This window comes from Jannaschia donghaensis (assembly GCF_001403795.1).
GTDB classification, from domain to species: domain Bacteria; phylum Pseudomonadota; class Alphaproteobacteria; order Rhodobacterales; family Rhodobacteraceae; genus Jannaschia; species Jannaschia donghaensis.
In genome coordinates this window covers 936390-948442 of the sequence record NZ_CXSU01000011.1, presented here as the reverse complement: position 1 = coordinate 948442, position 12053 = coordinate 936390, and the positions used below count along the sequence as shown (strand labels likewise).

Sequence of the window (12053 nt, the reverse complement as noted above, 5' to 3'; positions counted from 1 at the left end):
TCCCCAGAACGGATCGTGTCGCACGGCATCCTTCCTCTACATCGGCAATCGGAAGCAGCATCGCCGTTAGATGATCAACAACGCAACAGTGCCCCACCACTTCCCCCACGCGCAAAGCACAGTCTGACGGCATCCGGCACGACCGCAAAGCGGAAGATCTGCTGCACTTCGGGCCTTGAAACGTGCGGTGATGCAGTCGAATGTTTTCCGATGAGTTTTACCGGCCCTTCTCTCCGTGACAGGTTGCGCACGGGAACACGTCTTGCGCAGGACGGGGTGGAACGTGCGCAGCGGCGGTTCGACTTTGCCAGACCCGGACATATCGGCGCGTTTCTTGCCGCGCAGCGCGATGCCGTTGTGACCCTGCGCGGGGTCGCATCGGAACTGGAGGACGCGCTGCAAGCCGCCTGCGACCGGCTGGACGCGGATCTGGCCGAATTGGGCCACGGTCCGGGACCCAAGACATATCCGGCACCGCGATCCGATCACCGCGTTGCCTGCGGCTTCGTCTGGCATTCCCAGCAGCTTGCCCTGCGGACGATGACGCGACGCCTGCCGGACGCGGCGACACGGGGGCTGCGGTTCCTGACCCATCCGCGCAACGTGTCCGCCTGGCGTGTCCTGTGCGACGAGTTGGAGCGGACCCCCGGCTATGAAGGCGACGCCACCTTGGCCGTGACGGCGACGAATGATCGTTTGGCCCTGCTGGAGACGATCCATATGGACCACGCGCGGGCCTGCGCCTGACCGCCGGCCCCCGCCCTTTCAAAGCCGGTCGGAGCCGTCTAAGAGCGATGGTATCGGTAACATTCGGGAAAGCGACGGAATGTCTGGACACGCACGGATCGGCCTGATCGGCCTTGGCACGATGGGGGCCGCGCTGGCCTCCAACATCGCGGAAAAAGGCTTCGACGTCGCCGTCTTCAACCGCACCACGCAGGTCACCCGCGACTTTGCCGAAAACGCAGGCGACCTGGCCCCGAAGATCACGCCGACCGAAACGCTGGACGATTTCGTGGCCGCGCTGTCCTCCCCCCGCGCGATCATCCTGATGGTGCCGGCGGGCGACCCGGTGGATGCCCAGATCGAGGCGCTGCGCCCGCTTCTGGACGACGACGACCTGATCATCGACTGTGGCAACGCGAACTTCCACGACACCGACCGACGGGTCGACGCGCACACCGGCCCGTTCCTGGGTGTCGGCGTGTCCGGCGGAGAGGAAGGCGCGCGCCACGGGCCGTCGATCATGGCCGGCGGCGACACAGAATACTGGGGCCGGGTCGAGGATATCATGACCGCCATCGCCGCCAAACACGACGGAGACCCCTGTGCCGCGCTGATGGGTCCGGGCGGGGCAGGTCATTTCGTCAAAATGGTCCATAACGGCATCGAATACGCCGACATGCAGATGATCGCCGAGGTCTATGGCATTCTGCGCGATGGGCACGGCATGGATTACGACGCCATCGGCGACATCTTTGCCGCCTGGAACAAGGGGCCGCTGGAAAGTTATCTGATCGAGATTTCGGGCAAGGTCGCCCATGCTCGCGACGTCGCGACGGGCAAGCCCTTGCTGTCGGTGATCGTGGATGCGGCGGGTCAGAAGGGCACGGGCCGCTGGACCGTTATCGAAGCGCAGCACCGTCTGGCCCCCGTCCCGGCGATCGAAGCGGCGGTTGTGGCGCGCAACCTGTCCGCGCGGCTGCAGGAGCGGGCCAAGGGTCAGAGCATCTTCGGCGCAGCCCCACAGGCCTGGGACGGGCTGGATCATACCACGCTGGAGCAAGGCCTGATGGCCGGCAAGATCCTGTGTTATGCGCAGGGGTTCGAGATGCTGTCGGCCGCAACCCGCGATTTCGGGTGGGATCTGCCGATGGCGCGGATCGCGCAGATCTGGCGCGAGGGCTGCATCATCCGGTCCTCCATGCTCGACGAAATGGCGACCGCGCTGGACGCCGCGCCGGGCGTGAACCTGATGTTCACCGACCATTTCGCCGCGATCCTGAAGGACACACATGGTGCGTTGCGTCAGGTCGTGGCGCAGGCTGCGTTGAACGGGCATCCGGTGCCCGCGCTGTCATCGGGTCTGGCGTATTTCGACATGATGCGCACGGCACGCGGCACCGCCGACATGATCCAGGGGCAGCGCGATTTCTTCGGCCTGCACGGCTTCGTCCACGTCAATGGCACGGACGATCAACACGGGCCCTGGGCCAAGGAGGCCTGCGACCCGCATTGTTAAGGCGTCAGGTCCGCCAGTCGAAGAACCCTTCGGGCGCGCGGTCCAGCAGGTCCTGCGCCAGCCGCGCGCCCAGGGCCGCGCCGCCCGTGACGGGACACTCCCCCTCGACCGTCAGCACGTCGGACCCGTCGGGGCGCAGGATCTCTCCGCGAAAATTGAGGATGTCGCCGTCGAGTTCGGCCAGACCGGCGATCGGCGTTTCGCAGGACCCGTCCAGCGTCTTGAGAAATTGACGTTCGCAATTCAGGCGCATCCCGGTCGGGGCATGGTGGATCGCGGCCAGCATCCGGGCGGCATTGTCGTCGGTCACCCGCCGTTCGATCCCGATGCAACCCTGCGCGACGGCCGGAAGCATGTCGGCGGTATCGGTGGCGTGGCGCGGCACCTCGTGCATCTTCAAACGGTTGAGACCGGCCATGGCAAGGAACGTGGCGTCCGCCACGCCATCGCCCAGCTTCTTCATGCGGGTCTGCACATTGCCGCGAAATTCCACCAGTTTCAGATCGGGACGGCGCAGCGCGATCTGCGCCCGGCGGCGCAGCGACGATGATCCCACGACGGATCCGGCGGGCAAATCGGCCAGCGATCCGCCATCCAGGGTGACGAAGGCGTCGCGCACATCCTCTCGCGGCAGATAGCAGTCGATGATCAGCCCGTCGGGCTGCAACGTCGGCATATCCTTCATCGAATGGACGGCGATGTCGATCACGCCCGCTGCCAGGGCCTCCTCGATTTCGCGGGTGAACAGGCCCTTGCCGCCGATGTCTTTGAGCGGACGATCCAGGATGCGGTCGCCGGTCGTCTTGATGACTTCGATCTGGAAGGCTTCGTCGGGCAGTTCGAACGCCGCCATCAGCCGGGCGCGCGTCTCGTGGGCCTGGGCAAGCGCCAGCGGCGACCCCCGTGTGCCGATGCGAAGGGGGGCTTCCGGGGTCGGCAGATCTGTCATGGGGTCTCGTCTTCTCGGGTCAGTGTATCGCGACGTTGACACCCCTGCCCGTGCGGGACAAGTCATGTTCAGAATTGGTCCGAGGAAATCCGATGACGAAAACCATCCTGAGATCGCTTGCGGGCGAAACGCTTCCCACCCCGCCGATCTGGATGATGCGTCAGGCCGGTCGCTATCTTCCCGAATACAAGGCGACGCGGGCCGAAGCGGGCGATTTCTTGTCGCTGTGCTACAACCCCGATCTGGCCACCGAAGTGACGTTGCAGCCGATCCGCCGGTTCGGGTTCGATGCCGCGATCCTGTTCGCCGACATCCTGTTGCTGCCGCAGGCATTGGGCGCGGACCTATGGTTCGTGACCGGCGAAGGCCCGCGCCTGTCGACGATCACCGGGCCGGACGGCCTGGCGAAGCTCAAGGGCGTCGACGACATCCACGAGACGTTGAACCCGATCTATCAAACGGTGCGCAACCTGTCGGGTGCCCTGCCTGCGGAGACGACGCTGATCGGTTTTGCGGGCGCGCCCTGGACGGTGGCGACCTATATGATCGCGGGTCAGGGCACGCCCGATCAGGGCCCTGCCCACGCGCTCAAGGCCGAAGACCGCGCGACGTTCGAGGCGTTGATCGACCTGTTGACCGTGTCGACCATCGAATACCTGTCGGCACAAATCGACGCCGGAGCCGAAGTCGTCAAGATCTTCGACAGCTGGGCCGGATCGCTCAAGGGCGAGGATTTCGCGAAATATGCCCTGGAACCGGCCCGCCGGATCACCGCCGCCCTGAAGGACAGGCACCCCGACATCCCCGTCATCGCCTTCCCGCGCGAGGCGGGGGACGGATACATCGGCTTCCACGCCGCGACCGGGGCGGATTGCGTCGCCATCGACAATTCGGTCGATGCCGCCTGGGTCGCCGAACACGTGCAACCGGCGGGTTGCGTACAGGGCAATCTGGCGTCGTCGCACATGGTGACGGGCGGTGACGCGCTGGTGTCGGAGGTGCGGCGCATTCGCGACGCGCTGTCGAACGGGCCGCACATCTTCAACCTGGGCCACGGGATCACGCCGGACGCGGACCCGGACAACGTGACCCTGATGATCGAAACGTTGCGCGAGAAATAGCGTCGCATCGGCACCGGACCGGGGGTAGCCTTGGACAGATGGACCGATTCGACTTCATTGTGATCGGCGGCGGCATGATGGGTGCGCCCTGTGCGCGTCACCTGGCCGAGGCGGGACACCGCGTGGCCCTGCTCGCCCCGCCCGAACCACCCGTCAAATCGCGGTCCCAAGGCCCCTTCGGCAGCCACTACGACGCCGCGCGGATCACCCGGCGGGTTGCGGCGGATGCGGATTGGTCGCGGCTGTCGTGCCGGTCGATCGAACGCTACGCCGATCTGGAGGCGCGATCCGGTCTGACGATCTTCCACGAGACGGGTGCCCTGATGGCCGGCCCCGACGAGGGGACCATGGCCGATGGCTTTACCCGGCGGTTCCAAGCGGTTGCCGCCGCCCTGCCCCAGCCGCCGCCCGTGCTGGACACCTGCGAGACATGGGAGCGTCTGGGCATCGCGCTGCCCTGCGGATCGGTCGCGACGCTGGAGGCGACGCAGGGCGGGTGGATCGACCCGCGCGCGATGCGCGACGCGCAGATCACGCTGGCCTGTACCGCGGGTGCGACGCTGATCCCGCAAGCGGCGGTGGATCGCGACGGCGGGACGGTGACTTTGGCCGATGGCACGGCGATCGCAGGCGCGCAGATCGTCGTCGCCACCGGACCGCACGCCGGGTCGGACGGTCTTTTGCCGCGCGTGCCGCAGATGAAGGTCTGGGCGCGCACGATCGCCTTCGCCCGCCTGTCCGAAGAGACGGGGGCGGCGCTTTCAAATATGCCGTCGGTGATCTTCGTGCCGCAGGGATGGGACCACGACCTCTATGTCCTGCCGCCCGTGCGCTATCCTGACGGGCGTCTTTACCTCAAGATCGGTGGGCAACTCGACGGGCCGCGGATCCGGTCGGCCACGCAGATGCGCGACTGGTTCCACGGAACCGGCGACGGCGAACTCGGGACGCGTCTTTTGGAGCAGTTGCGCAGCCTCCTGCCCGGCACCGCGTTCGAGGCGACCCATACCGAACCCTGCGCCGTGGTCTGGACGGCCAGTGGATATCCCACCATCGAGCGGCTGGACGAGACCGTGACGGCCCTGATCGGCGGCAACGGTGCGGCGGCGAAATGCGGCGACGAGCTGGGCCGGCTGGGTGCAATGGTCGCGCAGGGACGCGACATCGGCGGCGAAGGCTACGCGACCGATTTCGCGGGAACCTGGCAGGATGGCGCGCTGGCCGCCGAATAGGTCAGTGCCACTTCGCCTCGGGCGGAAGGGACATCAGAACCGCATTCGCATCGTGGCCCGACTCCAGCCCGAACTTCGTCCCCCGGTCATAGACGAGGTTGTATTCGGCGTAGAGGCCCCGATGCACCAGCTGCGCGTCCTTGTCGGCATCGGTCCAGGGGTCGGCGCGGCGCTTCTCGACCAAGGGGACGAAAGCCGGCAAGAAATGCTTACCGACGTCTTGGGTGAACCGAAAATCGGCATCCCAGTCGCCGGTGTTCAAATCGTCATAGAAAATCCCGCCGACACCCCGCGCACGGCCCCGGTGCGGCACGAAGAAATATTCATCCGCCCAGGCTTTGAGCTTATCGTAGCGGTCCTGCCCGTCCAGCGGACCGGCGGGGTCGCAGGCCGCTTTCATCTGGGCGTGGAAATGCGCGGTGTCCTCGGCGTACTCCAGGCAAGGATTCAGGTCGGATCCGCCGCCGAACCACCACGCGTGGGGCGTCCAGAACATCCGGGTGTTCATATGGACCGCCGGGACGTGCGGATTGCGCATGTGGGCGACTAGGCTGATGCCGCTGGCCCAGAAGCGCGGGTCTTCCGCCATGCCGGGCACGCCGCGCGCGGCCATGGCCTTCTGCGCGCGTTCGCCGAGTTGGCCATGCACCTCGGACCAATTGACGCCGACCTTCTCGAACACGCGACCACCGCGCATCACCGACATCAGCCCGCCCCCCGCGTCCGACCCGTCGTCGGCGGTGCGCGATGTGGGCGTCACGTCGAACCGACCGGCCGCCAGACCTTCGAAGGGGCCGGGCGCGTTTGCATCCTCCAGCGTCTCGAAGGCGGCGACGATCCGGTCGCGCAGCTCCTGAAACCAACCCGCGGCTGCGGCTTTTCGTGCGTCAGCAGTGTCCGTCATCCGTCCAACCCGATTCTTGCATGGCTACCCTCGCGGCGGAAATCTGCACAATCCGCCACATTGCTGACATCATATGGCCCTGCCGTAGTGGGGGCGACCCCAAAAACCACCAGATGTCGCGTGACCCACGGTGAAATTGGGTAATTTCAAGGCGGGGTTTTCTTGGGTGGAAACGGTCGGCGACTTCGGGTTAATCTGGACGAAATTCACATCGGTCACCGGCGCCAAGATCGGGACCCAGGCAGACAGAGCAGTCTCGTGAAAATGAATATGATCCGAACGGCCCTTCTGGGGTTTGCGACCTTCTGTGCGATCTGGCTGGCCGCCGTGCCAATGGTCAGGGCGGCACCCTACGCCGAGATGGTGATCGACGCCCGCACCGGGGAGGTCATCCGGTCGCGCAATGCCGACACGCGTCTGCACCCCGCGTCCCTGACCAAGATGATGACGCTCTATGTCGCGTTCGAAGCCGTGCGTCAGGGGGAGATCACGCTGGACACCGAAGTCCGCATCAGCCGCAACGCTGCCAACGAAGTGCCGTCCAAGCTGGGCCTGCGAGCCGGGCAGCGCATCGCCTTCCGCTATCTTATCCGTGCGGCGGCGGTGAAATCCGCAAACGACGCTGCCACAGCCATCGGCGAGGCCATCGCCGGGTCCGAAAGCGCCTTTACCGAGCGTATGACACGCACGGCGCGCGCGCTGGGCATGTCGAACACCACCTTCCGCAACGCCCACGGCCTGACGCAGTCGGGACACCTGAGCACCGCGCGCGACATGACCACGCTGGGTCGGCGGCTGTTCTACGATTATCCGCAATATTACAACCTCTTCTCCCGGCGCACGACGGATGCGGGCGTGACCCGCGTGCGCAACACGAACCGTCGCCTGCTGAACGCCTATGAGGGCGCGGACGGGATCAAGACGGGATACACCAACGCCGCCGGGTTCAACCTGGTGTCGTCGGCCGAACGCGACGGCGTGCGCATCATCGCCACGGTGTTCGGCGGCCGGTCCACGGCCACGCGCAACGCCCGCATCGCAGAGCTTCTGGATCTTGGGTTCGCCAACGCCCCGCGCCGCGTGACCGAGCGTCGCCCGTCCTTGCCCGTCTACAACGGGGCCACGACCACCGGGCCGACGGCCCCTGCCGTGTCCATGCGCCCCCTGGCGCGCGGCACATCGGCCGCCGGCGCGGTCTATGCGTCCGCGTCCACGCCCACCGCGGCTCCGGCCCCGAAGCCGGTATCGGCCCAGCCCGAGGCCCCGCGCGTCGTCGTCACCCGCGCCTCGACCGCCGGGCAGGAATATGGGATCACCCTGTCGCGGCAGGGCACACGGTCGGCGGCCGACAAGCTGCTGCTGCGCACGGCGCTGCAGGAGTTGGACACTCTGGATCAGGCCCTGCGCCGGATCGACCGGGTCCGCGGCGGCTTTGCCCCCAGTTTCGTCGGGCTGTCTCAGCGCAGCGCCGAACGGGCCTGCGTACGGCTGCGCGCGCGCGACGTGGATTGCGACATCATCCTGGGCGGCTGACGGTCAAATCCGGTGAAATACGCAAGGCGGTCCGGATCGGGCCGCCTTTTTCGTGTCAGACCTCGGCCTTGAGGTCGAAGGCGGCGGCCATCAGCGCGCGGGTATAGGGATCGGCGGACGCATCGAACACCTGCGCCGCGTCCCCCGCCTCGACCACATCGCCACGCTTCATCACGATTACCTTGTGGGACAGGGCGCGAACCACCTTCAGATCGTGGCTGATGAACAGATAGGCAAGGCCGTAACGCTTCTGCAGATCGCGCAGTAGTTCCACGATCTGCACCTGCACCGTCTGGTCCAGCGCGCTCGTCGGTTCGTCCAACACCACCAGCTTGGGACGCAGGATCATGGCGCGGGCGATGGCGATGCGTTGTCGCTGCCCCCCCGAGAATTCGTGCGGATACCGGTCCATCGACGCGGGGTCGATGCCCGTCTCCTGCAGGATTTCGGCCACCTGTTCGCGGTGCGGGCGCGTGTCACCGGTGTCGTGCAGCTTCAGCCCCTCGGCCACGATCTCGGCCACGGTCATGCGCGGGGAAAGACTGCCGTAGGGGTCCTGAAAAACGATCTGCATGGATTGGCGCAAAGGGCGCAGGGCCTTGGATTGCAGCCCGTCGATCCGGTCGCCCAATAGCGTGATCGGCCCTTCGGAGGAGATCAGCCGCATGATCGCCAGCGCCAGCGTCGTCTTGCCCGACCCGCTCTCGCCCACGATGCCCACCGTCTCCCCTGCCCTGACCGACAGCGTGGCATCGTTCACGGCTTTCACATAGCCGGCGGTCCGTTTGAGCAGGCCCTTGGTGATCGGGAACCAGATCTTGAGGTTCTGGGTCGCGGCGATTTCGGGCGCATCCGCAGGTACCGGATCGGGCGTGCCCGACGGCTCCGCGGCCAACAACATCTGGGTATAGGGGTGTTTGGGCGCGTCGAAGATTTCGGCGACGGGTCCCGTTTCCACGATCTCGCCCTTCTGCATGACGCAGACGCGATCGGCGAAGCGGCGGACGATGCCGAGGTCGTGGGTGATGAAGAGCATCGACATGCCTTCGTCGCGCTTGAGGTCGGCCAGCAGTTCCAGGATCTGAGCCTGGATCGTCACGTCGAGCGCGGTGGTGGGTTCGTCCGCGATCAACAGGTCAGGGCCGTTGGCCAGCGCCATGGCGATCATCACGCGCTGGCGTTGCCCGCCCGACAATTCGTGCGGATAGGCGGGCAGGCGGCGTTCGGCATCGTGGATGCCGACCTTAGCCAGCAGGTCGAGGATGCGGACGCGCACCGCGTCGCCGCGCAGGCCCTGATGCAGCTCGATGCTTTCGCGCAGCTGCTTTTCGATGGTGTGCAGAGGGTTAAGCGACGTCATCGGCTCCTGGAAGATGAAGCTGATGTCGTTGCCGCGCACCCGCCGCAGCTCCGCCTCGTCCGCACCGACCATCTGCGCGCCGTCGTAGGTGATGGACCCAGTTACGATAGCTGAGTCAGGCAGCAGGTCGACGGTGGCGAGCGCCGTGATCGACTTGCCGGAGCCGGATTCGCCCACCAGCGCGACGGTCTCCCCCTTCTCGACGGTAAAGGAGACGCCCTTGACGGCGAGGGTCTCGACCCCGTCTTGGGAGAAGCCGATTTTGAGGTCGCGCACGTCAAGGAGGGTCATTGCACCGGTTCCCCCACGATCATGACGCCGATCAGCAGGAGTGCGAAGCCGACCACGGCACGCGGCGGACCTCGACGCATACGCGAAGCATATTCTTCCTCGAAACTCTTGAAAGGATACACGTGCCCCAGAACCCGAGCCCTGTTTATCCCTTGGAGGATCACTCCTCCCCAGCCCGCCAGTATGAGCCCGGAGAAAACGGCAATTATTCCGAATGCTTCGATCATGAGAACGTCTTCCGCGGGTCGAAGGCGTCGCGCACGCCCTCGAAGATGAAGACCAGCAGCGACAGCATGATCGCGAAGGTCGCGAAGGCGGTGAAGCCGAGCCAGGGGGCCTGGAGGTTCTGCTTGGCCTGTAGCGTGAGTTCGCCCAATGACGGCGAGGACGACGGCAGGCCGAAGCCCAGAAAGTCGAGCGACGCGAGGCCGCCGATGGCGCCGGTCACAAGGAACGGCAGGAAGGTCAGCGTGGCGACCATGGCGTTGGGCAGGACGTGGCGGAACATGATGATGCCGTCGCTGACGCCGAGCGCCTTGGCCGCGCGCACGTATTCGAAGTTGCGCGCGCGCAGAAACTCCGCGCGCACCACGCCGACCAACCCGATCCAGCCGAAGAGGACCGTCAGCCCGACCAACAGCCAGAACGATACCGGAATGATCGCGACGACGATGATGATGACGTAGAGCGACGGCGTGGAGCCCCAGATTTCCACGATGCGCTGCAAGATGAGGTCGGTCCAGCCGCCGAAGTAGCCCTGCACCGCGCCCGCCGCGATACCGAGGACCGACGACAGCACCGTCACGATGAGCGCGAAGGCCACGGACAGGCGGAAGCCGTAGATTACGCGGGCCAGCACGTCGCGCGCGGTGTCGTCGGTGCCCAGCCAGTGGTCGCCGTCGGGCGCCGAGGGGGCCGCGCCGTCGATGTTGTTGACCGTGTTGTAGCTGTAGGGGATGGGCGGCCAGAGGAGCCAGCCGGCCTCCACCGGCTCACCAAGGGCGGTACCCGACGCCTGCACTTCGGCGATGACGCCTTCCGGATCGTCGAGGCACGGGTCTTCCAGCCCACCCGAGATGATGAGGCATTGCACCTCCACCTCCCGGTAGGTGGCCTCGGTCTGGAAGTAGCCGCCGAAATCCTGCTCCGAATAGAAGCTGACGATCGGGGACCGCAGCTCTCCTTGATAGCTGACGAGGAGCGGCTTGTCGTTCGCCAGCAGCTCCGCACACAGCGACAGGCCGAACAGCAGCGCGAAGAGCCACAGCGACCAGACGGCGCGGCGGTTGCGCTTGAAATTGCGCCAGCGGCGGGCGTTGAGCGGCGAGAGCGTCATGTCTCGCGGCTCTCGAAATCGATGCGGGGGTCGACGAAGATATAGGTCAGATCCGTGACCAGGTTCATCAGCAGGCCCAGCAGAGAGAAGGCGAAAAGCGTGCCGAAGACGACCGGATAATCACGGCTGACCACTGCCTCAAGACCCAGACGCCCCAACCCGTCGAGCGAGAAGATCGTCTCGATGATGAGGCTGGCCCCGAAGAAGACCCCCACGAAGGCCGCAGGGAATCCCGCAATCACGATCAGCATCGCATTGCGGAAGACATGGCCGTAGAGCACCCGCTTTTCCGGCAAGCCCTTGGCCTTGGCGGTGACGACGTATTGCTTGCGGATCTCGTCGAGGAAGGAATTCTTCGTCAGCAGGGTCAGTCCGGCAAAGGACGACAGCGTGATCGCGATGGTGGGCAGGGTCAGGTGCCAGAAATAGTCGAGCACCTTGCCGAACGCCGACATCTGATCGAAGTCCGACGACGTCAGGCCGCGCAGCGGAAAGATCTTGTAATACGATCCCCCCGCGAACAGCACGAGGAGCAGGATCGCGAAGAGAAACGCCGGGATCGCGTAGGCGACGATGACGATGCCGGAGGTCCAGCTGTCGAAGCTGCTGCCGTCGCGCACCGCCTTGCGGATGCCCAGCGGGATCGAGATGCAATAGGCCAGCAGGGTGGACCACAGACCCAGCGAGAGCGAGACCGGCAGTTTTTCAAGAACGAGGTCCACCACGGAGATGGACCGGAAGTAGCTCTCTCCGAAATCGAAGCGCGCATAATCCCAGAGCATGTTGAGAAACCGTTCCAGCGGCGGCTTGTCGAAGCCGAACTGACGCTCCAGCTCCGCGATAAATTCGGGCGGCAGGCCGCGCGCGCCCTGATACCCGCCCCCTTGGTCGAATTGCTCGGCCCCCGCACCGTCGCCGCCGCCGGCGATGTTGGCGAAGGCGTCACCCTCGCCTTGCAATTGGGCGAGGACCTGTTCGACCGGGCCGCCGGGGACGAACTGGATCAGGGTGAAGTTGATGACCATGATCCCGATCAGCGTCGGGATGATCAGCAGCAGTCGTCTTAGGATATAGGCGCCCAAGGC

11 protein-coding genes are annotated in these 12053 nt (G+C 65.7%); 5 read left to right on the top strand and 6 right to left on the bottom strand.

The window, feature by feature from the left end:
* The first annotated feature begins 210 nt into the window (after nt 1-210).
* Together JDO7802_RS09135 and gnd are read left to right on the top strand one after the other, a co-directional pair.
* Nucleotides 211-747 carry a heme oxygenase-like domain-containing protein gene (locus JDO7802_RS09135; protein WP_144430567.1) on the top strand — a complete coding sequence of 179 codons (537 nt, stop codon included), beginning with the start codon at nt 211-213 and terminating at the stop codon, nt 745-747.
* Nucleotides 748-826: 79 nt separating this feature from the next.
* Nucleotides 827-2242 carry an NADP-dependent phosphogluconate dehydrogenase gene (gene gnd / locus JDO7802_RS09130; protein WP_055084697.1) on the top strand — a complete coding sequence of 472 codons (1416 nt, stop codon included), beginning with the start codon at nt 827-829 and terminating at the stop codon, nt 2240-2242.
* A gap of 4 nt (nt 2243-2246) precedes the next feature.
* Here gnd and hemC read toward each other — a convergent pair whose 3' ends face one another.
* Complete coding sequence (gene hemC, locus JDO7802_RS09125; RefSeq protein WP_055084695.1) at nt 2247-3191, bottom strand: hydroxymethylbilane synthase; 945 nt, start codon at nt 3189-3191, stop codon at nt 2247-2249.
* Nucleotides 3192-3283: 92 nt separating this feature from the next.
* Here hemC and hemE point away from each other — a divergent pair, with 92 nt between their 5' ends.
* Together hemE and JDO7802_RS09115 are read left to right on the top strand one after the other, a co-directional pair.
* Nucleotides 3284-4312 (top strand): uroporphyrinogen decarboxylase, encoded by a 1029-nt coding sequence (hemE, locus tag JDO7802_RS09120; protein WP_144430566.1) that lies wholly within the window; start codon nt 3284-3286, stop codon nt 4310-4312.
* A 38-nt stretch (nt 4313-4350) separates the two neighbouring features.
* Entirely contained in the window at nt 4351-5544 is a 1194-nt protein-coding gene (locus JDO7802_RS09115) for an FAD-dependent oxidoreductase (RefSeq protein WP_055084691.1), read from the top strand.
* A gap of 1 nt (nt 5545) precedes the next feature.
* On the opposite strand, the gene hemF is transcribed toward JDO7802_RS09115, so the two are convergent.
* Nucleotides 5546-6448: an oxygen-dependent coproporphyrinogen oxidase gene (hemF, locus tag JDO7802_RS09110; RefSeq protein WP_055084689.1), complete on the bottom strand. Its 903-nt coding sequence runs from the start codon at nt 6446-6448 to the stop codon at nt 5546-5548.
* Nucleotides 6449-6718: 270 nt separating this feature from the next.
* Between hemF and JDO7802_RS09105 the strand changes: the two genes are divergently transcribed.
* Nucleotides 6719-7981 carry a serine hydrolase gene (locus JDO7802_RS09105; RefSeq protein ID WP_055084876.1) on the top strand — a complete coding sequence of 421 codons (1263 nt, stop codon included), beginning with the start codon at nt 6719-6721 and terminating at the stop codon, nt 7979-7981.
* A gap of 55 nt (nt 7982-8036) precedes the next feature.
* Here JDO7802_RS09105 and JDO7802_RS09100 read toward each other — a convergent pair whose 3' ends face one another.
* From JDO7802_RS09100 to JDO7802_RS09085, 4 genes are read right to left on the bottom strand one after another with little or no spacing between them, the layout of a single operon-like run.
* Nucleotides 8037-9632 (bottom strand): ABC transporter ATP-binding protein, encoded by a 1596-nt coding sequence (locus JDO7802_RS09100; protein ID WP_055084687.1) that lies wholly within the window; start codon nt 9630-9632, stop codon nt 8037-8039.
* Nucleotides 9629-9859: a hypothetical protein gene (locus tag JDO7802_RS09095; RefSeq protein ID WP_055084685.1), complete on the bottom strand. Its 231-nt coding sequence runs from the start codon at nt 9857-9859 to the stop codon at nt 9629-9631. The genes JDO7802_RS09100 and JDO7802_RS09095 overlap by 4 nt, the downstream gene beginning before the upstream one ends.
* The gene (locus JDO7802_RS09090; protein WP_055084683.1) at nt 9856-10968 is read right to left on the bottom strand and encodes an ABC transporter permease; all 1113 of its coding nucleotides are present in this window, start codon (nt 10966-10968) and stop codon (nt 9856-9858) included. Before JDO7802_RS09090 ends, JDO7802_RS09095 begins: the two co-directional genes overlap by 4 nt.
* The gene (locus tag JDO7802_RS09085; protein ID WP_055084681.1) at nt 10965-12050 is read right to left on the bottom strand and encodes a microcin C ABC transporter permease YejB; all 1086 of its coding nucleotides are present in this window, start codon (nt 12048-12050) and stop codon (nt 10965-10967) included. Before JDO7802_RS09085 ends, JDO7802_RS09090 begins: the two co-directional genes overlap by 4 nt.
* Between the last annotated feature and the right edge of the window lie 3 nt (nt 12051-12053).